A 25,169-nucleotide genomic window follows, 5' to 3' on the forward strand; every position below is an offset into this window, starting at 1 on the left:
GGTCAGGCCTGCTCATTCTCGGTGCTGGCCGCGGCGGGGGCCTCGGCAGCAGCGGTCTCGTTCACTGCCGGAGCAGCGGCGGTCTCGTTGCGGTCACCACGACGGGCGCGGTTCGGACGGTCACCGCCGTCACGACGCGGACCACGCGACGGGCGCGGAGCAGCGGCCTGCTGGGCAGCGAGCTCCTTGGCCGTCATGTCGCCCTTGTAGATCCACACCTTGACGCCGATGCGGCCGAACGTGGTGCGGGCCTCGTAGAAGCCGTAGTCGATCTGCGCACGCAGGGTGTGCAGCGGGACGCGGCCCTCGCGGTAGAACTCGGTGCGGCTCATCTCGGCGCCGTTGAGGCGGCCGGAGACCTGCACGCGGATGCCCTTGGCGCCGGCGCGCTGGGCGGACTGCATGCCCTTGCGCATGGCGCGACGGAACGCGACACGGGCCGAGAGCTGCTCGGCGATGCCCTGGGCGACCAGCTGCGACACGATCTCGGGGTTCTTGACCTCGAGGATGTTGAGCTGGACCTGCTTGCCCGTGAGCTTCTCGAGCTCGCCGCGGATGCGGTCGGCCTCGGCGCCGCGGCGACCGATGACGATGCCGGGGCGGGCGGTGTGGATGTCCACGCGGACGCGGTCACGGGTGCGCTCGATCTCGACCGATGCGATGCCGGCGCGCTCCATGCCCTTCTCCATCAGGCGACGGATCGAGACATCTTCCTTGACGTAGTCGCGGTAGCGCTGACCCGACTTCGTCGAGTCTGCGAACCAGCGGCTCTTGTGGTCGGTGGTGATGCCCAGACGGAAGCCGTGCGGGTTGACCTTCTGACCCATCAGCGGGCTCCCTTCGTGTTCTCCGGCTGCGTGACGACCACGGTGATGTGGCTCGTGCGCTTGTTGATGCGACCGGCGCGGCCCTGGGCGCGCGGCCGGAATCGCTTCATCGTCGGGCCCTCGTCCACGAACGCGGCCGTGATGACGAGGTTGCGCTCGTCGAAGGCGACCGACTCGCGGTCAGCCTTGACCCGAGCGTTGGCGATGGCGCTCTCGAGCACCTTCTTGACCGGCTCGGAGGCCGACTGCGGGGCGAAGGTGAGCACCGTGACGGCGTCGGTGGCGGCCTTGCCGCGGATCAGGTCCACGACACGGCGAGCCTTCTGCGGGCTGACACGGACGTGCCGCGCCGAAGCCTTGGCTTCCATGACTTCTTCCTTGGATTCGGTGGCCATCAGCGACGACGACCCTTCTTGTCGTCCTTCACGTGACCCTTGAACGTGCGGGTCGGTGCGAACTCGCCGAGCTTGTGGCCGACCATCGACTCGGTGACGAACACCGGGACGTGCTTGCGGCCGTCGTGGACGGCGAAGGTGTGGCTCAGCATGTCCGGGCTGATGACCGAACGACGCGACCAGGTCTTGATGACGTTCTTGGTGCCCGCTTCGTTCTGGGCGTCCACCTTCTTCTGAAGGTGGTCGTCGATGAAGGGGCCCTTCTTCAGGCTACGAGGCATTCCAAAGGCTCCTTATCAGCGCTTCTTGCCAGTACGGCGGCGACGAACGATGAGCTTGTCGCTTTCCTTGTGTCCCTTGCGGGTCCGGCCCTCGGCCTGACCCCACGGGCTGACGGGGTGACGTCCACCGGACGTCTTGCCCTCACCACCACCGTGCGGGTGGTCGACCGGGTTCATGGCGACACCACGGACGGTCGGGCGCTTGCCCTTCCAGCGCATGCGGCCGGCCTTGCCCCAGTTGATGTTGCTCTGCTCGGCGTTGCCCACCTCGCCGACGGTCGCGCGGCAGCGCGCGTCGACGTTGCGGATCTCACCGGACGGCATACGCAGCTGGGCGTAGGGGCCGTCCTTGGCGACGAGCTGCACGCGAGCACCCGCGGAGCGGGCGATCTTCGCGCCACCACCGGGCTTGAGCTCGATCGCGTGGACGACCGTACCCACCGGGATGTTGCGCAGCGGAAGCGAGTTGCCCGGCTTGATGTCGGCCGCGGGGCCGTTCTCGATCGGGTCGCCCTGCTTCAGCTTGTTCGGAGCCAGGATGTAGCGCTTCTCGCCGTCGGAGTACTGGACGAGCGCGATGCGCGCGGTGCGGTTGGGGTCGTACTCGATGTGAGCGACCTTGGCCGGCACGCCGTCCTTGTCATGGCGACGGAAGTCGATGACGCGGTAGGCACGCTTGTGGCCGCCACCGATGTGACGCGTGGTGATGCGGCCCGCGTTGTTGCGGCCACCCGTCTTCGACAGGGGGCGGACGAGCGACTTCTCCGGGGTGGAACGCGTGATCTCGACGAAGTCGGCGACCGACGAGCCACGACGGCCCGGCGTGGTCGGCTTGTACTTACGGATACCCATGTTCGTGTGTCCTTATTCTTCGTCGATCTCAGGCGCCCGCACCGAAGATGTCGATCGTTCCCTCGCGGAGGGAGACGATCGCACGCTTGGTGTCCTTGCGCTTGCCGAGGCCGAAACGGGTGCGACGGGTCTTGCCCTGACGGTTCAGGGTGTGGACCTTGTCGACCTTGACGTTGAAGATCTGCTCGATGGCGATCTTGATCTCCGTCTTGTTCGCACGGGGGTCGACGATGAAGGTGTACTTGCCCTCGTCGAGCAGACCGTACGACTTCTCGGAGACGACCGGCGCGATCAGGATGTCGCGGGGGTCCTTGGTGTGGATGCTCACTTGGTGGCCTCCTTGTCGGCCTTGTCAGCCTTCACGGGACCGGCGACGAACGCGTCGAGGGCGGCCTGGGTGAAGACGATGTCGTCGGCGCACAGGACGTCGTACGTGTTGAGCTGGTCGGCGACCAGCACGTGGACGTTCTGCAGGTTGCGGACCGACTTGAACGCCACCTCGTCACCGCGCTCGAGCACGACGAGCAGGTTGGGGCGCTCGGTCAGACCGGCGAGCAGCGCGGCGGCGTCCTTCGCCGAGGGCAGGTCGCCCGAGACGATGGAGTCGACGACGTGGATGCGGTCGAAGCGGGCCCGGTCGGAGAGGGCACCGCGCAGGGCGGCGGCCTTCATCTTCTTGGGGGTGCGCTGCGAGTAGTCACGCGGCTGCGGGCCGTGGACGACGCCACCGCCGGCGAACTGCGGGGCGCGGGTCGAGCCCTGACGGGCGCGACCGGTGCCCTTCTGGCGGTAGGGCTTGCGCCCACCGCCGCGGACCTCGCCGCGGGTCTTCGTCGAGTGCGTGCCCTGACGAGCGGCCGCGAGCTGTGCCACCACGACCTGGTGGATCAGCGGGACGTTGGTCTGGACGTCGAAGATGTCAGCGGGAAGCGTGGGGGTCTTCGTGGCCATGTGGATCATGCACCCTTCGCAGCCGTGCGGATCAGGACGATGCCACCGCGGGGGCCGGGAACGGCACCCTTGATGAGCAGGAGGCCCTTCTCGGCGTCAACGGCGTGGATCTGGAGGTTCTGGGTCGTCTGGCGAACGCCACCCATGCGACCAGCCATGCGCATGCCCTTGAAGACACGGCCCGGGGTCGAGCAGCCGCCGATGGAGCCCGGCTTGCGGTGGTTGCGGTGCGCACCGTGGGAGGAGCTGACGCCGTGGAAGCCGTGACGCTTCATGACACCGGCGAAGCCCTTGCCCTTGGTCGTGCCCGTCGCGTCGACGCGCTGGCCGGCCTCGAAGGACTCGGCCGTGATCTCCTGGCCGAGCTCGTAGGCGGCGGCGTCGGCCGTGCGGAGCTCGACGAGGTGACGGCGCGGCGTGACGCCGGCCTTCTCGAAGTGGCCGCTCATGGGCTTGTTCACCTTGCGCGGGTCGATCGCACCGAAGGCGATCTGGACCGCGGAGTAGCCGTCGGTCTCGTCGGCACGCACCTGCGTCACGACGCAGGGGCCGGCCTTGACCACGGTCACGGGGACGAGCTTGTTGTCTGCGTCCCACACCTGGGTCATGCCGAGCTTCTCGCCGAGCACGCCCTTGACGTTCTTCTGAGCAACAGTCATCTCTACAACCGCCTCAGAGCTTGATCTCGATGTTGACGTCCGCCGGCAGGTCGAGACGCATCAGCGAGTCGACGGCCTTGGGCGTCGGGTCGATGATGTCGATGAGGCGCTTGTGCGTGCGCATCTCGAAGTGCTCGCGGCTGTCCTTGTACTTGTGCGGCGACCGGATGACGACGAAGACGTTCTTCTCCGTCGGCAGCGGGACGGGTCCCACCACGGTCGCGCCGGCGCGCGTCACTGTGTCAACGATCTTCCGCGCCGAGTTGTCGATGACCTCGTGGTCGTACGACTTCAGCCGGATGCGGATCTTCTGTCCCGCCATCTGATGAACGTCTCTCTCTCGCTTCTGACTACCGGTTCCCTTGGCCATCCGACCCCCGAGGTCGGGCGTGTCGCGCCCGCTTCGCGGTGAAAGGTGCGCACCTGAGTGCCACTTTCGTGTGGATTGCCCGGCCGAACCGGGTAACTTGCGCTTCCCTCGGGCCTCCGAGAGGAGTCCGGGCGAGTCCCCGTCAGGAGGCTCTCAAGGGGCGGCGGCACCGACATGGGTCAGCGACGCGCGTCAAGCAACCTGAACAGTGTGCCAGAGCGCGCACCGCACTATCAAATCGAGCCGGGCCGTCACTGCAGGGCCGTGCACGTGGCGCGTCGTCAGGCGGCAGGGCGGGCGCACGCGGCGGTGCCACCCGGCAGCTGGTGCCGGTGCGCGGCCACCCAGCGGTAGGCCTTGGCGGCCACCCACGAGATCCCCGGCGCCATGAGGAGGTGGCCGGCCGGTCGCCAGGCCGGGGCGCCGTGGGTCGCGGCGCTCGCGATCGCGCGGTGACCCGACAGGACGCGGCCGTCGGCGGTGATGAACTGGGCCGCCTCGTCACAGTCCTGCGCGGTGAGTCCCACGGCGGCGAGGTCGAGCGACTGCCAGGGACGCACGTCGTAGCGCTGGCGCCGGTCTACCCATCGCTCGATGAACCGCACACTGCGCGTGCAGAACCCGCAGTCGGCGTCGTAGACGAGGGTCGGCCGGTCCGGCACGACGAGCGTGGTCTCCACGCCGTGATCATCGCACCCCGCAGCAGCAGGTCCGCACGGAGCCACCTCGGCCGCGGACGTATGCCGTCGCGCCCGGGTGGCCACGGACCGTCCCGCGGGAGCGTGCTGCGACTCCCCCGCCGCGTGCTCAGGCGGGGGCGAGGAACGCGCTCAGCGCTCCGGCATACATCGCCGGGTCCTCGGCCCCCATGAGCTCGCGCGTGCTGTGCATCGACAGGGCCGCCGCCCCGAAGTCGACGGTCGTCGCGCCCGTCAGGGACGACGTCACCGGCCCGACCGTCGACCCGCACGGCAGGTCGCTGCGGGTCACGAAGGTCTGCATGGGGACGCCGGCCTGCTCGCAGGCGAGGCGGAACGCCGCCGCACCGACCGAGTCGGTCGCGTAGCGCAGGTTGGTGTTGACCTTGAGCACGGGTCCGCCGTTGACGCGGATCTGGTGCATCGGCTCGTGGCGGTCGGCGTAGTTGGGGTGGGTGGCGTGACCCATGTCGCCGGACGCGATGACCGTCGCTGCCAGGGCCCGCCAGTAGTCGTCGCGGGTGCCGCCGCCGGCCGTGACGATGCGCTCGAGCACCGAGGGCAGCAGGGTCGAGGTGGCGCCGCGCTCGGACGTGCTGCCGATCTCCTCGTGGTCGAAGAGCACGAGGACAGGCACGTGGGCGGGCTCGGTGGCCACGGCGTCGAGCAGCGCCCGCACACCGGCATACGACGTCGCGAGGTTGTCGAGGCGCGGGGCCGCGATGAGCTCTCGCGCCCGACCGAGGCGGGTGGACGGCTGGACCGGGTGGGTCATGACGTCCCAGGACAGCACGTCCTCGCGGTCGACCCCGACCTGCTCGGCGAGGTAGCCGACGAAGTCGCCGGGCTCGTCGCCGACGCCCCAGAGCGGCTCCATGTGGGCCTGCTTGTTGAGGGTGAGCGCCTCGTTCTGGGTGCGGTCGAGGTGGATGGCGAGCTGCGCGACGCGCAGCAGCGCGTCCCGCCCGTGGAACGTCCGCGACTCGACGCCGTCGGCGCCGCGCACGGCGACCCGGCCGGCGAGACCGAGGTCGCGGTCGAGCCACGAGCTGAGGATGAGGCCGCCGTAGGGCTCGATGCCGAGCATCTGCCAGCCGGCGCGCGCGTGGTCGGGGTTGGGCTTGACGCGCAGGTTGGGGCTGTCGGTGTGGGCCCCGACGACGCGGAAGCCCGCCGCGGGACCGGCCCCGGCCCCGTGCGCGCCGGTGGTGTCCCAGGCGATGAGCGACCCGCCCCGCACGAGGTAGCGCCGGCCCGGCTCGGTGGGCCACGGCTCGGTCTCGACGACCTCGGTGAAGGCTTCAGTGACGAGCCGCGCCGCCGCCTGCTCGCACGCGTGGAACGGCGTCGGTGAGGCGTCGACGTAGTCGATGAGGCCCTGGGCTTCGGTATCCGTGTCGAACGAGTGCGCCATGGCTCCCGACCCTATCCGCCGGTCGGCCGGCGCCTCGGGTCGGGCCGGCCGGAGGGGACGCGCGGGGTCAGACGCGGCGCAGGGTCCGCAGGATGCCGTCGGCGATGGCGTCGGCGGTGTCCCAGTCGGAGGCCGAGACGGTGATGTAGGTGACGTGCCCGTCCAGCTGGACGGCGAGGGACCGGCTCGCGACGATCATCGTCGCGAGGGGCACCCGCGACCTCGCGACGAGGGCCTCACTGCTCGGCGAGCGTCCGGAACGAGTCCGGCAGCACGGAGGCGCCGGCGCGAGTAGCGGACGACGGGTCGATGGCCTGCCACCCGTCCGGCACCTCGAAGGACAGGCCCGCCCTCCGGGCCGTGACGCGGCCCGCGACGACCACCGGCGCGGCAGGGTCCGACGTCGCCGTGGCCACGGTCGAGGCCGGCGTGGCGGGCGAGGGGGTGGTCGGGACCGGGTCGGTCGGTGCCCGGGACGTCGGGTCAGCGGCGGCCGGACCCGCCTGCGATCCCGCCCGGGGAAGGGAGAAGGCGGAGCCGCCGTCCTTGGCGCACCCGGACACGGAGAGCACCAGCACGACGCCGAGCACCGAGGCCCACCGGCTCCCTCTCCCACGGCCGGGTCCCCTGCCACCTGCCGGGCGCCGCGCCGACACCCTCTCCCCTGTCGAGACCATGCGGCCAGTCATACGGCATCCGGGCACCGGCGGCAACGAACGTCGCCGCGGCCACGCCGTGGGGGCGGGTGGCAGGATCCCCCGCATGCCCGAGACCATGCTGCGTTCCCTCGTCGACGACCTGGCCTCCCCCGACCCCGCGGTGCGGGACGACAGGGCGTATGCCGCCCTGGCGCGCCTCGTGCGGGAGGGTGCCCTCGGCGCGGACGCCCGCTCGTGGCTCGCCGTGGAGATGCTCGAGCGGCTCGACCACTCACGGGTGGAGGCGCGGGCCTTCGCGCCGCTCGTCCTCGCCGCACTCGTCTCCGCCGGCGACTTCGAGCCGGGCTGGGTCGAGGACGTCACCCGGTGGTACGTCGCCGAGCCGGACCTCCGGGGGCACGACCCCGTCCTCGGGTGGGTGCACGCCGTCGCGCACGGCGCCGACTTCTTCGGGGCGTGTGGCGCCGCCGGTGTCGGCGACCCCGCGGCCCTGCTCGACGCCCTGGGTCTTCGGCTCGTCGCACCGACGACGTCCGTGTGGCGCGACCAGGAGGACGATCGGCTCGCCTACGCGATCGCCCTCGTGCTGACCCGCGACGACGTCGACGAGGCCACGGCCATCGGGTGGCTCGGTCACTCCCGCGCGATGTTCGCGGCGGGATCTCCGGGTCCGGTGCCCGCCGAGGCGAGCAACACGATGCGGACGCTGCGCTCGCTGCACGTGGCCCTCGACGAGCAGGTGCTCCGGGACGGTGAGCCGGTCGCCGTGCCGCACGGGGAGCCGGTCCGACGCGAGATCGCCTCGCTCCTGGCCGATGTGACGCCGTGGTTCTGGCGGCCGCGGACCGCCTGTGACGGGGAGAGCTCCCCATTGGCCGAGCCGGCCCACCCTGCCTAGGGTTTGGGGAGCGGCCACGCCTCGGTCGCCACGGACGCCGACAGCTCGGGGAGGGCATCAGCCGTGGTCGTGTACAAGAAGGGCGCCGATCCTGACGTCCTCGATCGCAGCGCCAGCGAGCTCGACCGCTTCGCGGGCGAGTGCCGGGCGGTACGCAACGCCGTCGACCACGCGTTCGGCGCGCTCGGAACCGCTTGGGGCGGAAGGGACTTCGACTCCTTCCGTGGCGACTGGCGGTCGTCCGCCCCCAGCATCGACGCACTGGAGCGCGCCCTGCACGGCCTCGGCGCGAAGCTGCGCGAGAACGCCGCGAAGCAGCGCGGTGCCAGCGGAAACGCCGGTGGGACAAGCGGATCCGGTGGCACCGCAGCTGGAGTTCCCTTCGGCGCCGGCGTCCCGATGTCGTTCGGCCCCACCCCGTCACCGTCGCCGGGACCCGCGCCCACCCCGTCCTCCCCTCCGCCGCCTGCCACGACGGGCACCGGTGGTCCCGTCGACGGCTACGACTTCGGTGAGCCGACGAAGCCCCACATCGAGTGGGACGAGGGGTTCGAGTACGACTCCAAGGACTCGAACTGGCACGACCACATCGCCAAGCTCGAGTGGATGGCGAAGCTCGAGGGTGGCCGCATCGTCAAGTCGGACCTCGATGACGCGACGGCGATGTATGCCCACTACTGGGACAACAACGGCGAGCCGATGCGCTTCGACTACGAGGAGGGCTACCAGGAGGACCCGTCGATCGCGGCGAACGTCAACTCCGAGGTCGCCCGCACCGCCGCGGCCGTCGACGAGATGGTCCGCAACGGCAACTCGCACTTCAGCATGACCGGGGACGCTCACCCGGCGACCGCCTACCCGACGACCGAGAACTGGCAGAAGACGATCGGCGGCTACCAGCAGTGGAGCAGCGCCGACGTCACCGCCCTGAACGGCAAGGTCTCGATGCAGGTCACGGTGCACGCCGAGGACTGCTACAACTTCAACCCCGACCAGTCCGACATCGCGAGCGGCGCCGGCGACAACGAGAACGGGCGCTTCACCGAGATCGGCTGGGCCAAGCCCTTCCCGTCGAGCGGCGACGTCACGCGTACGATCACGTGGCCGGTCGGCTCGCCGCCGCCGAGCATCGACGTGGGACCGGGGGATGTCGAGCGCACCCCGGGCCTGGGTCGGGAGGACCGAGCCGACGAACGAGGGAGCAGCCGATGAGGACCCGCCCCGCCCTGGCCGCGCTCGCGGCCGCCCTGACCGTCACCGTCACCGCGGGGTGCAGCACCGAACCCACCCCCGCCAACGACCGCACGAGGAGCACCGTGAGCAGCGCGACCAAGACCGGAACCGGCGACGTGCGCACCGACCTGGAGCCGCTGACCAAGCGCTTCAGCGCGCTCGGCACACCGGTTTCCGCGACGTGGATGTCGGGGACCCTCGGCGGCGACGCACCGGGACCGTCGACGTACTGGATCGACGCCGTCGTCGAGGTCACTCCCGAGACCGCGGCCACCCTCCGCGCAGCTTCACCGGAGCCCACCACCGAGACCCCCGACGTCGAGGACGGCGTCCGCTCCGCTCTGCCGTCGGGTCAGCTGCTCCGCTCTACCTCGCTCGACGCGCTCTTCGCCCAGGGATCCTTCCGCGCCAAGGCCTACCTCGCCGCCGACTCCGACACCGTCGTCCTCGTCGCCCTCGGCCAGTAGCCGCACCGGATCGGCGGCCGTGCAACCCGCCGGCCGGCCCCCGCCAGGAGGACCATCGGGCCATGGACCCCTCCGAACGCCGCGCCGGCGTCGCCGCGCTCTTCGACCAGCTCGCTCCCGGCTACGACCGCAGCAACGTGCCGTGGTTCGGACCCATCGGCGCCCGCCTCGTCGAGCTGACCTCGCCCCGACCCGGTGACCGCGCCCTCGACGTCGGCGCAGGCCGCGGAGCCGCGACCTTCCCGCTCGTCGACGCCGTCGGCCCCACCGGCCACGTCACCGCGGTCGACCTCTCCTCCGCCATGCTCGACCAGCTGCGCACCGAGGCCGAGACCCGAGCGGTCAGCACCCTCCACACCCGGACGGGTGAGGCCACCCCGGACACGATGCCGCCCGACACCTTCGACGTCGTCACCGCGTCTCTCGTGCTCTTCTTCGACCCCCAGCCCGCCGAGACCCTCGGCTGCTGGATCGCCCTCCTGCGCCCCGGCGGTCGCCTCGGCCTGTCGACCTTCGGTCCCACCGACCCTGCCTGGACGGCCGCCGAGGCCGTGCTCATGGCGTATGCGCCGCCCCAGGTCCTCGACGCCCGCACCACCGGTCGGACCGGCCCCTTCGCCACCACGGACTCGGTGACCGCGCTCCTCGAGTCCGCAGGGGCCACCGACGTCGACAGCCACGACGAGCCGCTCGACGTCACCCTCCCGGACGCAGCCGCCTGGCGCGCCTGGACGATGACGCTCGGCATGCGCCAGTTCTGGGCCTCCGTCCCCGACCCCGGGCTCCCCGCCGTGCTGGCCGACATCGAGTCAGCTCTCGAGCCCGACCGGGGCGAGGACGGCCTCCTGCACCTCACCCAGCAGGTCCGCTACACCACCGCCACCAGACCCTGACCTGACGCGCGGCAGAAGGACGGCGAACGTTGGCCACTCGACGGTTTGGAGGGGGCGAACTTTGGCCCTTCGACGGTTCAGGGGGCGAACTTTGGCCTCTCGACGGTTGACGCCGCTCGGGCCGTCGGGCGCCTCGCGCCGCCCGGACGGCGGAAGGGCCCGCTCCGCCGAAGCGGAACGGGCCCTACCGGTGAAGCAGTTGCTGCAGGTGCAGCGTCAGATCACTTGATGATCTTGGTGACGCGACCGGCGCCGACCGTGCGGCCACCCTCGCGGATGGCGAACTTGAGGCCGTCCTCCATGGCGATCGGCTGGATGAGCTCGACCGTCATGTCGGTGTTGTCGCCGGGCATGACCATCTCGGTGCCCTCGGGCAGGTGCACGACACCCGTCACGTCCGTCGTACGGAAGTAGAACTGCGGACGGTAGTTGTCGTAGAACGGCGTGTGACGGCCGCCCTCGTCCTTCGAGAGGATGTAGACCTGAGCCTCGAAGTCCGTGTGCGGGGTGATCGAGCCCGGCTTGCAGATGACCTGCCCGCGCTCGACGTCCTCGCGCTTCGTGCCACGAAGGAGCAGACCGACGTTCTCACCGGCGCGACCCTCGTCGAGGAGCTTGCGGAACATCTCGACGCCCGTGACGGTCGTCTTGGCCGGCGGACCGGTGTGGATGCCGACGATCTCGATCTCCTCGTTGACCTTGAGGATGCCGCGCTCGATACGACCGGTGACGACGGTGCCACGACCGGTGATCGTGAAGACGTCCTCGACGGGCATGAGGAACGGCTTGTCGACGTCGCGCTCGGGCTCGGGGATGGAGTTGTCGACGGCGTCCATGAGGTCGAGGACCGACTGGCCCCACTTCTCGTCGCCCTCGAGCGCCTTGAGCGCCGAGACCTGCACGACCGGGAGGTCGTCGCCCGGGAACTCGTACTGCGACAGGAGCTCACGGACCTCCATCTCGACGAGCTCGAGGATCTCCTCGTCGTCGACCATGTCGGCCTTGTTGAGCGCCACGACGATGTAGGGGACGCCGACCTGGCGGGCCAGGAGGACGTGCTCCTTCGTCTGCGGCATGGGGCCGTCGGTGGCGGCGACCACGAGGATCGCGCCGTCCATCTGAGCCGCACCCGTGATCATGTTCTTCACGTAGTCAGCGTGGCCCGGGCAGTCGACGTGGGCGTAGTGACGACCCTCCGTCTGGTACTCGATGTGCGCGATCGAGATCGTGATACCGCGCTGGCGCTCCTCGGGAGCCTTGTCGATGTCCTCGAACGCGAACTGGGGGTTCAGGTCGGGGTACTTGTCGTGCAGAACCTTGGAAATCGCAGCCGTCAGCGTCGTCTTGCCGTGGTCAATGTGACCGATGGTGCCGATGTTGACGTGCGGCTTGGTCCGCTCGAACTTTGCCTTCGCCACTGTGGTCCTCCTCAGGACTATCTCGTGTTACGCCGTACGACCAGGGCAGGACGTGGCGCTGTTGGGGTGGTTTCCGATGGAAGAGACTACGGGATGTCCCGCAGTCACTCCCCGCGGGTCTTCTTGATGATCTCCTCGGCAACGGCCTTGGGGACCTCTGCGTAGGAGTCGAACTCCATGGAGAAGCTCGCGCGACCCTGCGTCTTGGAGCGCAGGTCGCCGACGTAGCCGAACATCTCGGACAGCGGGACGAGGCCCTTGACGACCTTGGCACCGCTGATGTCCTCCATGCCCTGGATCTGGCCACGGCGGGAGTTGATGTCACCGATGACGTCGCCCATGTAGTCCTCGGGCGTACGGACCTCGACGGCCATCATCGGCTCGAGCAGGACGGGGTCCGCCTGCCTGATGGCCTCCTTGAGGACCATCGAGCCGGCGATCTTGAACGCCATCTCCGAGGAGTCGACGTCGTGGTAGGCGCCGTCGTTCAGGGTCGCCTTGATGCCCACGAGGGGGTACCCGGCGAGCACGCCGTACTGCATGGCGTCCTGGATACCGGCGTCGACCGACGGGATGTACTCACGCGGGACGCGACCACCGGTGACACCGTTGACGAACTCGTACATCGAGCCGTCCTCGGTCTCGCCCAGGGGCTCGAAGCTGACCTGGACCTTGGCGAACTGACCCGAGCCACCGGTCTGCTTCTTGTGCGTGTAGTCGTACTTGAGCACGGCGCGGCGGATCGTCTCGCGGTAGGCCACCTGCGGCTTGCCGACGTTGGCCTCGACCTTGAACTCGCGCTTCATGCGGTCCACGAGGATGTCGAGGTGCAGCTCGCCCATGCCGGCGATGATCGTCTGGCCGGTGTCCTCGTCGTGGTGGACCTGGAAGGTCGGGTCCTCGGCCGAGAGCTTCTGGATGGCCGTGCCGAGCTTCTCCTGGTCGCCCTTGGTCTTGGGCTCGATGGCGACCTGGATGACGGGGTCCGGGAAGGTCATCGACTCGAGCACGATCTGCTCGTTGATGTCCGACAGCGTGTCGCCGGTCGTCGTGTCCTTGAGGCCGATGGCCGCGTAGATGTGGCCGGCGAGGGCCTCCTCCACGGGGTTCTCCTTGTTGGCGTGCATCTGGAAGAGCTTCCCGATGCGCTCCTTGCGGCCCTTGGTCGAGTTGATGACGCTCGTGCCCGAGCTGATGTGGCCCGAGTAGACGCGGATGAAGGTCAGCGTGCCGAAGAACGGGTGCGTCGCGACCTTGAACGCCAGCGCGGAGAAGGGCTCCTCGGTGGACGGCGCACGGGTCAGCTCGACGGCCTCGTCGCCCGGCTTGTGACCGATCATCGGCGGCACGTCGAGCGGCGACGGGAGGTAGTCGACGACGGCGTCGAGCATCGGCTGGACGCCGCGGTTCTTGAACGCGGAGCCACAGAAGACCGGGTAGAGCTCGGAGTTGACCGTGAGCTTGCGGATGCCGGCCTTGAGCTCCTCGGGGGTCAGCTCCTCGCCACCGAGGTACTTCTCCATGAGCTCGTCGTCGGACTCGGCGACGCGCTCGACTAGGGCCATGCGGTACTCCTCGGCCTTCGCCTGGAGGTCGGCAGGGATCTCGGCGATCTCGTACTTGGCACCCATGGTCACGTCGCCCTTGGCGTCGCCGGGCCACACGAGGGCACGCATGTAGACGAGGTCGATGACACCGAGGAAGTCGTTCTCGGCACCGATCGGCAGCTGCATGACGAGCGGCTCCGCACCGAGGCGGTCCTTGATGGTCGCCACGGTGAAGTAGAAGTCGGCGCCGAGCTTGTCCATCTTGTTGACGAAGCAGATGCGCGGCACGTCGTACTTGTCGGCCTGACGCCACACCGTCTCGGACTGCGGCTCGACACCCTCCTTGCCGTCGAACACCGCGACGGCACCGTCGAGGACGCGCAGCGAGCGCTCGACCTCGACCGTGAAGTCCACGTGTCCGGGGGTGTCGATGATGTTGATCTGGGTGCCCTCCCAGAAGGAGGTCACGGCGGCAGACGTGATCGTGATGCCGCGCTCCTTCTCCTGCTCCATCCAGTCGGTCGTCGACGCACCGTCGTGGGTCTCACCGATCTTGTGGTTGACACCGGTGTAGAAGAGGATGCGCTCCGTCACCGTGGTCTTGCCAGCGTCGATGTGCGCCATGATGCCGATGTTGCGGACCTTGTTGAGGTCCGTCAGGACGTCGAGTGCCACGTCAGGTTTCTCGTCTCATTCGTCGTGGGGTGAAAATCGTGGGCGCCGTGGGCCACGTCATGTGACGGGCGGGCGCGTGCCCGGCGGTATGCCGTGGAGCGAGCTCCCCGGCATACCGACCGGACCGCTGGGTCACCAGCGGTAGTGCGCGAAGGCCTTGTTGGACTCGGCCATCTTGTGCGTGTCCTCGCGGCGCTTGACAGCGGCACCGAGGCCGTTGCTCGCGTCGAGGATCTCGTTCATGAGGCGCTCGGTCATCGTCTTCTCGCGACGCTGCCGCGAGTAGCCGACGAGCCAGCGCAGGGCGAGCGTGGTCGAGCGGTTCGGCTTGACCTCGATCGGCACCTGGTAGGTCGCGCCACCGACGCGACGGCTCTTGACCTCCATGGCCGGCTTGACGTTGTCGAGCGCACGCTTGAGCGTGGCGACGGGGTCGGTGCCGGTCTTCTGGCGAGCACCCTCGAGGGCGCCGTAGACGATCATCTCAGCGATCGACTTCTTGCCGTCGAGGAGGATCTTGTTGACGAGCTGCGTGACGAGCGGGCTCTGGTAGACCGGGTCGACGACGAGCGGGCGCTTCGGAGCGGGTCCCTTACGAGGCATCAGCTCTTCTCCTTCTTCGCGCCGTAACGGCTACGAGCCTGCTTGCGGTTCTTGACACCCTGGGTGTCGAGCGTGCCGCGGACGATCTTGTAACGCACACCCGGGAGGTCCTTCACACGACCACCACGCACGAGCACGATCGAGTGCTCCTGCAGGTTGTGGCCGACGCCGGGGATGTAGGCCGTGACCTCGATGCCCGAGCTGAGGCGCACGCGGGCGACCTTGCGGAGGGCAGAGTTCGGCTTCTTGGGGGTGGTGGTGTACACGCGGGTGCAGACACCGCGGCGCTGGGGCGAACCCTTGAGCGCCGGGGTCTTGGCCTTGCTGGCCTTGTCCTGGCGGCCCTTGCGGACCAGCTGGTTGATGGTAGGCAACCTGGTTACTCCATAACGTTGCTCGTGGTCAGTCGCCCTGGCGGGCGACTCCTTGACTGTTCGGCCCCTCGACCCCCGAGGTCGGGTGTGTCGGAACCGGTACTTCCCCCTGCACTCCCCTGCTTCACGACGGCCGGGAGGCCGTCGGTGGGAAGGGTTGCCCGGCGAAAGGTGTGCTCTGGACCGCAGTGATGTCACGTCCCGCGGTGAGCGGGCGGACAGGGCACCGAGGCCGTCATCGCGCATGCCTGATTACGTGCCTCAGACACAGTGTTCAAGCGTACCGGGGCGCGGCACGCCGACCAAATCGGTTAGACCGGCCCCTACGGGGCCGATGCGGTATGCCGTCCGGCGCGCACCCCGCCACGGCACCGACGCGCCCGGTCAGCCCAGACGCCAGTCACCGGCGTACATGTGCAGCACGGGCACGCCGAGGGCCTCCCGGGCCCGGGAGGCCCAGTCGGTGTGGAAGGTGTCCTCGACGGCGTGCGGCTCGGTGACGACGACGACCTCGAGGGCGCCGAGGCGGGCCACCTCCTCGACGAGCGTCGGCATGGGGTCGTCGGCGGTGATCTCGCCGGTCGCCACGACGTCGTGGCCCCCGAACTCAGCCAGCGTCGTCGACAACGCGGCGTCGGCATCGGTGTGGGCCTCGCTCCGGTCCACCGGGCGCAGCGACTCGAGCGCCTCTCGCATCTCGAAGAGGCTGAGGTGGTTGAGGAAGGAGCTGAGCAGGTTGCGCTCCGTGTCGGCGGGGACGAGGACCCGGTAGGTCGGCGCCTCGTCCTCGTGCAGCCCGATGATCTTGTCGACGTCGACGGGCTTGAGCGCCTCCTCGGTGAGCACGATGATCGTCGGTGCGGGACCGCTGTCGCTCTCGTCCGTGCGACGGTCGGCCGGCCCGGCAGCGGGCTCCGCGGCAGACTCGACACCAGGCGCGTCGGTGGTGGGCTCGGTCGCCGCGGGCTCGGCGGTCTCGGGCGCGTTCGGCACGTCGGCCGTGGGCTCGGTCATGCGACCACCCTACCGAGGCAGCAGGTCTCACGGCTCAGCGGTTGGTCATGCGCCAGCGCGCGAGCAGCACGCCGAGACGGTCCTCGACCGGCCGCGGCGAGGTGACGGAGTAGCTGCTCATCATGACGAAGACGTAGCGGCGGCCGTCCGAGCCCGTGACATGGCCAGCGAGAGACGTGACGCCGGTCAGGCTCCCGTTCTTGGCGCGCAGGTTGCCCGCAGCCGCGGTGCCCCGCATGCGGCTCGCCAGGGTCCCGCCGGTCCACCGGGCCGGGTCGGCCCCCGCGACCGGCAGCGCGGCACGGAAGATGGGCCACCACGACGTGCGCTGGACCTTGTCGAGGAGGCTCGCGAGCTGGGGGGTCAGGCGGTCGGCCCGGGCGAGTCCCGAGCCGTCGACGAACCGCAGTCCCGCGGTGGGGAACCGATGCGAGACGCGTAGTCGCGCAGTACCTTCGTGCCGTCCGCCCAGCTGCCCGGACGCCCCGACCGGGCCGCGAGGGTCTTCGTGATGGCCTCAGCGTGGCCGTTGTTGCTCAGCTTGAGGAACGGCACGAGCAGCTGCCCCAGGGTCATCGACGTGTGCCGCGCCAGCAGCGCCTGACCGGCCGGCGTCCTGCCGCGCACGACGGTCCCGTCGACCTGGATGCCAGCGGCCACGAGCCGCGCGCGCAGCGCACGCGCGGTCATGAGGGCGGGGTCGTCGACGGTGACCCACTTCTTGGCGGCCGAGTGCTCGAGCGGCACCTGACCGGAGACCGTCAGCGTGTTGGTGCCGACCGTTCGGGCGACCGAGATCGTGGTCGCCGACCCGGTGGCGGAGGTAGGCGACCTGTAGACCAGGCGCACGTGCGAGGCCGCGGACGCCGGCGTCACGGTGAGCCGCGGCGCGCTGGCGGTGCTCGTGCCGGGCGTCGCGGTGACGATGACGGCGCCGGCGTCGTAGTCGGTGTCCGGGGCCAGCGTCAGGGCCGACACCTGCGCGGCGTAGTAGCTCGACGCGTACGACGTCGGCCAGTAGGGGTTGTAACGCACCTCGTCGAAGGCGGACGCGTCGCCGACGACGTCACCCGTGACCCGCGTGACCCCCTTGGCCCTCAGTGCGCTCGCCAGCGACGTCAGGTCGCGCTCGAGCAGTGTCGGGTCGCCGCTGCCCTTGAGATAGAGCCGTGAGACCGCTCCCCCGTTCGGTGCCGACGGGGCGTAGACGTCGGTGCGCCAGCGGTAGCCGCTGCCGAGGGTGGACATCGCCGCGGCGGCGGTGAACGTCTTCTGCGTCGACGCCGGCGCGAGCGGGGTGTTGGCGTAGCGGACGTAGACCGGCGTACGCGTGGAGGCGTCGGCCACCACGACTCCCACGTGCGCCGTCGAGGCCGTCACGCTCGGGTCGGTCATGAGCCGGCCCACCTCGCGGCGCAGGGCGGCGTCGCGCGCGGAGTAGACGGTGGCGCCGGAACCCGCCCGTCCCGGATACGCCGAGGGCCGGCTCCCCTGTCGGGGAGCCGGCCCAGCGGCATACGTGGTGGTCGTCGTCCGCCGCKAGTACATCGCGGCCTTGGCTTCCTCGGTGGGCTCGACCTTGACGTTCCGGTAGCGGGGCAGACCCGTGCCGGCAGGGATGAGCTTTCCGAGGATGACGTTCTCCTTGAGGCCGAGCAGCGGGTCGGACTTGGCCTCCATGGCGGCCTGCGTGAGCACGCGGGTCGTCTCCTGGAAGGACGCGGCCGACAGCCACGACTCGGTCGCGAGCGAGGCCTTGGTGATGCCCATGAGCTCGGGACGACCGGCGGCCGGACGCCCACCCTCGGCCATGACCTTGCGGTTCTCCTCCTCGAAGCGACCACGCTCGGCGAGCTCGCCGGGCAGCAGGTCGGCGTCGCCGGCCTCGATGATCGTCACGCGACGCAGCATCTGTCGGACGATGACCTCGATGTGCTTGTCGTGGATCGACACACCCTGCTGACGGTAGACCCGCTGCACCTCGTCGACGAGGTGCTTCTGGGCGGCACGCGGGCCGAGGATGCGAAGGACCTGCTTCGGGTCGATCGCGCCCTGGACGAGCTTGTCACCCACGGTCACGTGGTCACCGTCGCCGACGAGCAGGCGCGAACGCTTGCTCACCGGGTAGGCGTGCTGCTCGGAGCCGTCGTCCGGCGTGAGCAGGACGCGACGCGCCTTGTCGGTGTCCTCGATCTCGACGCGGCCGGTGGCCTCGGCAATCGGGGCGACACCCTTGGGCGTCCGCGCCTCGAAGAGCTCGACGACACGCGGCAGACCCTGGGTGATGTCGTCGGCCGCGGCCGCACCACCGGTGTGGAAGGTACGCATCGTCAGCTGCGTGCCGGGCTCACCGATCGACTGGGCCGCGATGATGCCGACGGCCTCGCCGATGTCGACGAGCTTGCCCGTCGCGAGCGACCGGCCGTAGCAGGCCGCACACGTGCCGACCTTGCTGTCGCAGGTGAGGACCGAACGGATCCGGACCTCGTCGACACCCGCCGCGTAGAGCGCGTCGATGACGACGTCACCGAGGTCGATGCCGGCCACGGCGAGCGTCTCGCCGTCGACGACCACGTCCTCGGCCAGCGTGCGGGCGTAGACCGAGGCCTCGACGACCTCGCTCGGCGACCGGGTGCCCGTGGTCTCGTTGACCTGGGCGATCGGCAGCTTGAGGCCGCGCTCGGTGCCACAGTCGTCCTCACGGATGATGACGTCCTGCGACACGTCGACGAGACGACGCGTGAGGTAGCCCGAGTCGGCGGTACGAAGAGCCGTGTCGGCCAGACCCTTACGGGCACCGTGCGTCGAGATGAAGAACTCGAGCACCGTGAGGCCCTCACGGAAGTTCGCCTTGATCGGGCGCGGGATGATCTCGCCCTTCGGGTTGGCCATGAGGCCACGCATGCCGGCGATCTGACGGATCTGGAACCAGTTACCACCAGCACCCGAGGACACCATCCGGTAGATGGGGTTCGTGCGCGGGAAGTTGGTCTCCATCTCCTTGGCGACCTGGTTGGACGCCTGCGTCCAGATCTCGACGAGCTCCTGACGACGCTCGTCGTCGGTGATGAGACCGCGCTCGTACTGCGTCTGGACCTTGGCGGCCTTCGTCTCGTAGCCCTCGAGGATCGCCGTCTTGTTGTCCGGCGTCGTGACGTCGGAGATGGCGACGGTGCAGCCCGAGCGGGTGGACCAGTGGAAACCGGCCTCCTTCAGGGCGTCGAGGGACGCGGCGACCTGGACCTTGGAGTAGCGCTCCGCGAGGTCGTTGACGATCGCCGAGAGGCGCTTGCGGTCGACCGGGCGGTTCTCGAACGGGTAGTCGAGCGGCAGCGTGTCGTTGAAGATCGCGCGGCCGAGCGTCGTCTCGAGCGTGATGCTCTTGACGATGCCGTCCTCGCCGGCCTCGACACCCTCGGGCAGCTCGAAGCCGGCCGGGGGCACCGCGTCCGTCAGGCGCAGCTTGATCGCCGAACCGAGCAGGATCTCGCCACGGTCGAAGGCCATGCGGGCCTCCGAGGGGGACGAGAACGCGCGACCTGCACCGATGCCGCCACCGTCGACCGCGTCGGTCAGGTGGTAGATGCCGGTGATCATGTCCTGGGTCGGCATGGTCACGGGGCGACCGTCAGCCGGCTTGAGGATGTTGTTGCTCGACAGCATGAGGATGCGGGCCTCGGCCTGCGCCTCTGCCGACAGCGGCACGTGGACGGCCATCTGGTCACCGTCGAAGTCGGCGTTGAAGGCCGAGCAGACGAGCGGGTGGATCTGGATGGCCTTGCCCTCGACGAGCTGCGGCTCGAACGCCTGGATGCCGAGACGGTGCAGCGTGGGTGCGCGGTTGAGCAGCACCGGGTGCTCCGTGATGACCTCTTCGAGGACGTCCCACACGACCGGGCGAGCACGCTCGACCATGCGCTTGGCCGACTTGATGTTCTGCGCGTGGTCGAGGTCGACCAGACGCTTCATCACGAACGGCTTGAAGAGCTCGAGCGCCATCTGCTTGGGCAGACCGCACTGGTGCAGCTTCAGCTGCGGGCCGACGACGATGACCGAACGGCCGGAGTAGTCGACGCGCTTGCCGAGCAGGTTCTGGCGGAAACGACCCTGCTTGCCCTTGAGCATGTCGGACAGCGACTTGAGCGGCCGGTTGCCGGGGCCCGTGACCGGGCGACCACGACGGCCGTTGTCGAAGAGGCTGTCGACGGCCTCCTGGAGCATGCGCTTCTCGTTGTTGACGATGATCTCGGGGGCACCGAGGTCGAGCAGGCGCTTCAGGCGGTTGTTGCGGTTGATGACGCGACGGTAGAGGTCGTTGAGGTCCGAGGTCGCGAAGCGGCCACCGTCGAGCTGCACCATGGGGCGCAGGTCCGGGGGGATGACCGGGATCGCGTCGAGGACCATGCCCGACGGGTGGTTCGTCGTCATCTGGAAGGCGTTGACGACCTTGAGGCGCTTGATCGCACGGGTCTTCTTCTGGCCCTTGCCGGTGGCGATGATCTCCTGGAGGAGGTCCGCCTCGGCGTCGAGGTCGAAGGACTCGAGGCGCTTCTGGATCGCCGCGGCGCCCATGCCGCCCTCGAAGTACAGACCGAAGCGGTCACGCATCTCGCGGTAGAGGATCTCGTCGCCCTCGAGGTCCTGGACCTTGAGGTTCTTGAAGCGGTCCCAGACCTGCTCGAGGCGCTCGACCTGCTGGTCGGCACGCTTGCGGATGTTGTTCATCTCGCGCTCGGCCTGGTCGCGGACCTTGCGCTTCGCGTCGGCCTTGGCACCCTCGGCCTCGAGCTCGGCGACGTTGCGCTCGAGCAGCTGCGCGCGCGACTCGACGTCGGCGTCGCGGCGGTTCTCGATCTCCTTCTTCTCGACCTGGATCTGCGCCTCGAGCGACGGCAGGTCAGCGTGACGCTGGTCCTCGTCGACGGACGTGATCATGTAGGCCGCGAAGTAGATGACCTTCTCGAGGTCCTTCGGGGCGAGGTCGAGCAGGTAGCCGAGGCGGCTCGGGACACCCTTGAAGTACCAGATGTGGGTGACGGGGGCGGCGAGCTCGATGTGGCCCATCCGCTCACGCCGCACCTTGGCGCGCGTGACCTCGACGCCACAGCGCTCACAGATGATGCCCTTGAAGCGGACACGCTTGTACTTGCCGCAGTTGCACTCCCAGTCCCGGGTGGGGCCGAAGATGCGCTCGCAGAACAGGCCCTCCTTCTCGGGCTTGAGCGTGCGGTAGTTGATGGTCTCCGGCTTCTTGACCTCGCCGTGGCTCCACTGGCGGATGGATTCCGCGGTGGCGAGGCCGATGCGCAGCTCGTCGAAGAAGTTGACGTCGAGCACGTGGTTCCTTCTCTCGTAACTCTCGTTAAGTCTTTGGTCTGAGTGGTGTTCGTTGACGAGGGGGCGTATGCCGCTGAGCGGGCCCAGCGGCATACGCACCGCTTGTCGTTAGGGGGCCTTCTCAGACCTCTTCGACGCTGGACGGCTCACGCCGGCTCAGGTCGATGCCGAGCTCCTCCGCCGCGCGGAAGACCTCCTCGTCGGACTCCTTCATCTCGATCGTCGTCCCGTCGCTGCTCAGGACCTCGACGTTGAGACACAGGGACTGCATCTCCTTGAGGAGGACCTTGAACGACTCCGGGATGCCCGAGTCGGGGATGTTCTCGCCCTTGACGATGGCCTCGTAGACCTTCACGCGGCCGGGAACGTCGTCCGACTTGATCGTCAGCAGCTCCTGGAGCGTGTAGGCGGCGCCGTACGCCTCGAGGGCCCAGACCTCCATCTCACCGAAGCGCTGGCCACCGAACTGGGCCTTACCGCCGAGCGGCTGCTGGGTGATCATCGAGTAGGGACCCGTCGAACGAGCGTGGATCTTGTCGTCGACGAGGTGGTGGAGCTTGAGGATGTACATGTAGCCGACCGCGACGGGCTCCGGGAACGGCTCGCCGGAGCGGCCGTCGAAGAGGCGCGTCTTGCCCGAGGCATCGATGAGGCGGACCCCGTCGCGCGTCTTGAGCGTCGAGTCGAGCAGACCCGTGACGACGTCCTCGGAGGCACCGTCGAAGACCGGCGTCGCCACGCGCGTGCCCGCAGGGGCCTCGTGCGCGTCGGGCGCGATCTCCTTGGCCCACTCCGGGCTGCCCTCGATCTTCCAGCCGCGCGAGGCGGCCCAGCCGAGGTGCAGCTCGAGGATCTGGCCGAGGTTCATACGACGGGGAACACCGTGCGGGTTGAGCACGACGTCGACCGGCGTGCCGTCCTCGAGGAAGGGCATGTCCTCGACCGGGAGGATCTTGGAGATGACGCCCTTGTTGCCGTGGCGGCCGGCGAGCTTGTCACCGTCGGTGATCTTGCGCTTGTTGGCCACGTAGACGCGGACGAGCTGGTTGACGCCGGGCGGCAGGTCGTCGCCCAGGTCGGCACGGAACTCCTTGACGCCGATGACCGTGCCGGTCTCGCCGTGGGGCACCTTGAGCGACGTGTCGCGGACCTCGCGGGCCTTCTCACCGAAGATGGCGCGCAGCAGGCGCTCCTCCGGCGTCAGCTCGGTCTCGCCCTTGGGCGTGACCTTGCCGACGAGCAGGTCGCCGTCACGGACCTCGGCGCCGACGCGGATGATGCCGCGCTCGTCGAGGTCGGCGAGGACCTCCTCGGAGACGTTCGGGATGTCCCGGGTGATCTCCTCGGGGCCGAGCTTCGTGTCGCGGGCGTCGACCTCGTGCTCCTCGATGTGGATCGAGGAGAGGACGTCGTCCTGGACGAGACGCTGGCTGAGGATGATCGCGTCCTCGTAGTTGTGGCCCTCCCACGACATGAACGCCACGAGCAGGTTGCGCCCGAGCGCCATCTCGCCACCCTCGGTCGCGGGACCGTCGGCGATGACGCCACCGGCCTCGAGACGGTCGCCCTCGTTGACGACGACGACCTGGTTGTAGCTCGTGCCCTGGTTGGAGCGCGCGAACTTGGCGATGCGGTACGTCTGGTACGTGCCGTCGTCGTTGGCGACGGTGACGAGGTCGGCCGACACCTCCTGGACGACACCGGCCTTCTCGGCACGGACGACGTCGCCCGAGTCGAGGGCGGCGCGGAACTCCATGCCGGTACCGACGATGGGCGCCTCGCTCTTGACGAGCGGGACGGCCTGACGCTGCATGTTGGCGCCCATGAGGGCACGGTTGGCGTCGTCGTGCTCGAGGAACGGGATCATCGCGGTCGCGGCCGAGACCATCTGGCGCGGTGAGACGTCCATGTAGTCGACCTCGTCGCCGGGGACGAGCTCGACCTCTCCACCCTTGGTGCGCACGAGCACGCGGTCCTCGGTGAAGTTGTTCTGCTTGTCGAGCGGCGCGTTGGCCTGGGCGACGACGTAGCGGTCCTCCTCGTCGGCGGACAGGTAGTCGACGTCGTCGGTCACGTGACCGCCGGTGACCTTGCGGTACGGCGTCTCGATGAAGCCGAACGCGTTGATGCGACCGTAGGACGCGAGCGAGCCGATGAGGCCGATGTTCGGGCCTTCCGGCGTCTCGATCGGGCACATGCGGCCGTAGTGCGACGGGTGGACGTCACGGACCTCCATCTGGGCGCGGTCACGGGAGATACCACCCGGGCCGAGCGCGGACAGACGACGCTTGTGCGTCAGACCCGCGAGCGGGTTGTTCTGGTCCATGAACTGCGAGAGTTGCGACGTGCCGAAGAACTCCTTGATCGAGGCCACCACGGGGCGGATGTTGATCAGGGTCTGCGGGGTGATCGCCTCGACGTCCTGCGTCGTCATGCGCTCGCGGACGACACGCTCCATGCGCGACAGGCCCGTGCGGACCTGGTTCTGGATGAGCTCGCCGACGGAGCGGAGGCGACGGTTGCCGAAGTGGTCGATGTCGTCGACCTCGACGCGGACGTCGATCTCCTCGGCGTTCTTGACGCCCTTCATCGAGTCCTGGCCGTCGTGCAGCGTGACGATGAACTTGATCGTCTTGACGATGTCGTCGATCGACAGGGTCGAGTCGTTGATCGAGGCGTCGAGACCGAGCTTCTTGTTCACCTTGTAGCGGCCGACCTTGGCGAGGTCGTAGCGCTTGCCGTTGAAGTAGAGGTTGTCGAGCAGGGTCTGCGCGGCCTCCTTGGTCGGCGGCTCGCCCGGGCGCAGCTTACGGTAGATGTCGAGCAGCGCGTCGTCCTGGCCCTGGGTGTGGTCCTTCTCCAGGGTGAGGCGCATCGACTCGAACTCGCCGAACTCCTCGAGGATCTGGGCCTCGGTCCAGCCGAGGGCCTTGAGGAGGACGGTGACCGACTGCTTGCGCTTGCGGTCGACGCGGACGCCGACCATGTCGCGCTTGTCGATCTCGAACTCGAGCCAGGCGCCGCGGCTCGGGATGATCTTGGCCGTGTAGATGTCCTTGTCGGACGTCTTGTCGGGCGTGCGCTCGAAGTAGACGCCCGGGCTGCGGACGAGCTGCGAGACGACGACACGCTCGGTGCCGTTGATGATGAAGGTGCCGCGCTCGGTCATGAGCGGGAAGTCGCCCATGAAGACCGTCTGGCTCTTGATCTCACCCGTCTGGGCGTTCATGAACTCGGCGGTGACGAAGAGCGGTGCGTCGTACGTCTGGTCGCGCTCCTTGCACGACTCGATCGTCTTGCGGGTCTCCTCGAAGCGGTGGTCGCGGAACGACAGCGACATCGAGCCGCTGAAGTCCTCGATCGGGGAGATCTCCTCGAAGATCTCCTCGAGCCCGGACCGGTCCGGGACGTCGGTGCGTCCCTCGGCCTTGGCCGCGGCGACGCGAGCCTGCCAGCGCTCGTTGCCGAGCAGCCAGTCGAAGCTCTCCGTCTGAAGCGCCAGGAGGTCGGGGACCTCGAGTGGTTCGCGAATCTTCGCGAAGGACAGACGCCCCGAAGGGGTCTGTGCGGTGGACATGTTCGTCGCAGTACGCGAGGCAGCCAA

24 protein-coding genes and 1 pseudogene are annotated in these 25,169 nt (G+C 69.0%); 4 read left to right on the forward strand and 21 right to left on the reverse strand.

Going from position 1 to position 25,169, the window contains the following annotated elements:
* Window positions 1–2 precede the first annotated feature (2 nt).
* The 12 genes from rpsC to AB4Z14_RS11020 all read right to left on the reverse strand — a co-directional run bounded on the left by rpsC (window position 3) and on the right by AB4Z14_RS11020 (window position 7,037).
* A complete protein-coding gene (rpsC, locus tag AB4Z14_RS10965) occupies window positions 3–827 on the reverse strand; it encodes a 30S ribosomal protein S3 (RefSeq protein WP_020143238.1) in 825 nt (274 codons plus the stop codon).
* Window positions 827–1,195, reverse strand: a complete 369-nt coding sequence (rplV, locus tag AB4Z14_RS10970) for a 50S ribosomal protein L22 (RefSeq protein ID WP_020143239.1) — start codon at window positions 1,193–1,195, stop codon at window positions 827–829. The genes rpsC and rplV overlap by 1 nt, the downstream gene beginning before the upstream one ends.
* Window positions 1,196–1,221: 26 nt before the next feature.
* Window positions 1,222–1,503, reverse strand: a complete 282-nt coding sequence (rpsS, locus tag AB4Z14_RS10975; protein WP_020143240.1) for a 30S ribosomal protein S19 — start codon at window positions 1,501–1,503, stop codon at window positions 1,222–1,224.
* 15 nt (window positions 1,504–1,518) lie between these two features.
* The gene (gene rplB, locus AB4Z14_RS10980) at window positions 1,519–2,355 is read right to left on the reverse strand and encodes a 50S ribosomal protein L2 (protein WP_020143241.1); all 837 of its coding nucleotides are present in this window, start codon (window positions 2,353–2,355) and stop codon (window positions 1,519–1,521) included.
* 28 nt (window positions 2,356–2,383) lie between these two features.
* A complete protein-coding gene (rplW, locus tag AB4Z14_RS10985) occupies window positions 2,384–2,683 on the reverse strand; it encodes a 50S ribosomal protein L23 (protein ID WP_056771080.1) in 300 nt (99 codons plus the stop codon).
* The gene (gene rplD / locus AB4Z14_RS10990; RefSeq protein ID WP_056752799.1) at window positions 2,680–3,315 is read right to left on the reverse strand and encodes a 50S ribosomal protein L4; all 636 of its coding nucleotides are present in this window, start codon (window positions 3,313–3,315) and stop codon (window positions 2,680–2,682) included. Before rplD ends, rplW begins: the two co-directional genes overlap by 4 nt.
* Window positions 3,312–3,965 (reverse strand): 50S ribosomal protein L3, encoded by a 654-nt coding sequence (rplC, locus tag AB4Z14_RS10995; RefSeq protein WP_030194212.1) that lies wholly within the window; start codon window positions 3,963–3,965, stop codon window positions 3,312–3,314. The genes rplD and rplC overlap by 4 nt, the downstream gene beginning before the upstream one ends.
* 13 nt (window positions 3,966–3,978) lie before the next feature.
* Window positions 3,979–4,287, reverse strand: coding sequence for a 30S ribosomal protein S10 (rpsJ, locus tag AB4Z14_RS11000; protein WP_009775966.1), 309 nt, complete (start codon window positions 4,285–4,287; stop codon window positions 3,979–3,981).
* A gap of 329 nt (window positions 4,288–4,616) precedes the next feature.
* Window positions 4,617–5,015: a thiol-disulfide oxidoreductase DCC family protein gene (locus AB4Z14_RS11005; RefSeq protein ID WP_200961744.1), complete on the reverse strand. Its 399-nt coding sequence runs from the start codon at window positions 5,013–5,015 to the stop codon at window positions 4,617–4,619.
* A gap of 127 nt (window positions 5,016–5,142) precedes the next feature.
* Window positions 5,143–6,447: a M18 family aminopeptidase gene (locus tag AB4Z14_RS11010; RefSeq protein WP_442275204.1), complete on the reverse strand. Its 1,305-nt coding sequence runs from the start codon at window positions 6,445–6,447 to the stop codon at window positions 5,143–5,145.
* 67 nt (window positions 6,448–6,514) lie between these two features.
* Window positions 6,515–6,661, reverse strand: coding sequence for a hypothetical protein (locus AB4Z14_RS11015; protein ID WP_442275205.1), 147 nt, complete (start codon window positions 6,659–6,661; stop codon window positions 6,515–6,517).
* A 22-nt stretch (window positions 6,662–6,683) separates the two neighbouring features.
* Window positions 6,684–7,037, reverse strand: a complete 354-nt coding sequence (locus AB4Z14_RS11020; RefSeq protein WP_442275206.1) for a hypothetical protein — start codon at window positions 7,035–7,037, stop codon at window positions 6,684–6,686.
* A gap of 172 nt (window positions 7,038–7,209) precedes the next feature.
* On the opposite strand from AB4Z14_RS11020, the gene AB4Z14_RS11025 reads away from it, so the two are divergent.
* The 4 genes from AB4Z14_RS11025 (at window position 7,210) to AB4Z14_RS11040 (ending at window position 10,597) form a co-directional block, all read left to right on the forward strand.
* Window positions 7,210–8,004, forward strand: a complete 795-nt coding sequence (locus AB4Z14_RS11025) for a DUF2785 domain-containing protein (protein WP_442275207.1) — start codon at window positions 7,210–7,212, stop codon at window positions 8,002–8,004.
* 63 nt (window positions 8,005–8,067) lie between these two features.
* Entirely contained in the window at window positions 8,068–9,216 is a 1,149-nt protein-coding gene (locus AB4Z14_RS11030) for a WXG100 family type VII secretion target (RefSeq protein WP_442275208.1), read from the forward strand.
* The gene (locus AB4Z14_RS11035; protein WP_442275209.1) at window positions 9,213–9,704 is read left to right on the forward strand and encodes a hypothetical protein; all 492 of its coding nucleotides are present in this window, start codon (window positions 9,213–9,215) and stop codon (window positions 9,702–9,704) included. The genes AB4Z14_RS11030 and AB4Z14_RS11035 overlap by 4 nt, the downstream gene beginning before the upstream one ends.
* Before the next feature lie 62 nt (window positions 9,705–9,766).
* On the forward strand, window positions 9,767–10,597 hold the full coding sequence (locus tag AB4Z14_RS11040; protein WP_442275210.1) for a class I SAM-dependent methyltransferase: 831 nt from the start codon (window positions 9,767–9,769) through the stop codon (window positions 10,595–10,597).
* 221 nt (window positions 10,598–10,818) lie between these two features.
* Here the strand turns inward: AB4Z14_RS11040 and tuf are convergent, their stop codons facing one another.
* The 9 genes and pseudogenes from tuf to rpoB form a co-directional block, all read right to left on the reverse strand.
* The gene (tuf, locus tag AB4Z14_RS11045) at window positions 10,819–12,015 is read right to left on the reverse strand and encodes an elongation factor Tu (protein ID WP_020143252.1); all 1,197 of its coding nucleotides are present in this window, start codon (window positions 12,013–12,015) and stop codon (window positions 10,819–10,821) included.
* Between the two features lie 104 nt (window positions 12,016–12,119).
* Window positions 12,120–14,237: an elongation factor G gene (gene fusA, locus AB4Z14_RS11050; RefSeq protein ID WP_056771105.1), complete on the reverse strand. Its 2,118-nt coding sequence runs from the start codon at window positions 14,235–14,237 to the stop codon at window positions 12,120–12,122.
* Between the two features lie 132 nt (window positions 14,238–14,369).
* Window positions 14,370–14,840: a 30S ribosomal protein S7 gene (gene rpsG / locus AB4Z14_RS11055; RefSeq protein WP_020143254.1), complete on the reverse strand. Its 471-nt coding sequence runs from the start codon at window positions 14,838–14,840 to the stop codon at window positions 14,370–14,372.
* Window positions 14,840–15,214: a 30S ribosomal protein S12 gene (rpsL, locus tag AB4Z14_RS11060; protein ID WP_020143255.1), complete on the reverse strand. Its 375-nt coding sequence runs from the start codon at window positions 15,212–15,214 to the stop codon at window positions 14,840–14,842. Before rpsL ends, rpsG begins: the two co-directional genes overlap by 1 nt.
* Before the next feature lie 384 nt (window positions 15,215–15,598).
* Window positions 15,599–16,228, reverse strand: coding sequence for a hypothetical protein (locus AB4Z14_RS11065; RefSeq protein WP_442275211.1), 630 nt, complete (start codon window positions 16,226–16,228; stop codon window positions 15,599–15,601).
* Between the two features lie 34 nt (window positions 16,229–16,262).
* Window positions 16,263–16,700 (reverse strand): D-alanyl-D-alanine carboxypeptidase, encoded by a 438-nt coding sequence (locus AB4Z14_RS11070; protein WP_442275386.1) that lies wholly within the window; start codon window positions 16,698–16,700, stop codon window positions 16,263–16,265.
* Window positions 16,592–17,776 (reverse strand): D-alanyl-D-alanine carboxypeptidase/D-alanyl-D-alanine endopeptidase, encoded by a 1,185-nt coding sequence (gene dacB / locus AB4Z14_RS11075; protein WP_442275387.1) that lies wholly within the window; start codon window positions 17,774–17,776, stop codon window positions 16,592–16,594. The genes AB4Z14_RS11070 and dacB overlap by 109 nt, the downstream gene beginning before the upstream one ends.
* A pseudogene (locus AB4Z14_RS11080) lies at window positions 17,771–21,565 on the reverse strand (DNA-directed RNA polymerase subunit beta'); the annotation flags it as partial. The gene dacB and the pseudogene AB4Z14_RS11080, both read right to left, overlap by 6 nt.
* Window positions 21,566–21,686: 121 nt before the next feature.
* Window positions 21,687–25,169 (reverse strand): DNA-directed RNA polymerase subunit beta, encoded by a 3,483-nt coding sequence (rpoB, locus tag AB4Z14_RS11085; protein WP_056822101.1) that lies wholly within the window; start codon window positions 25,167–25,169, stop codon window positions 21,687–21,689.

This window comes from Terrabacter sp. 2TAF16 (genome assembly GCF_052115065.1).
Classification (GTDB): domain Bacteria; phylum Actinomycetota; class Actinomycetes; order Actinomycetales; family Dermatophilaceae; genus Terrabacter.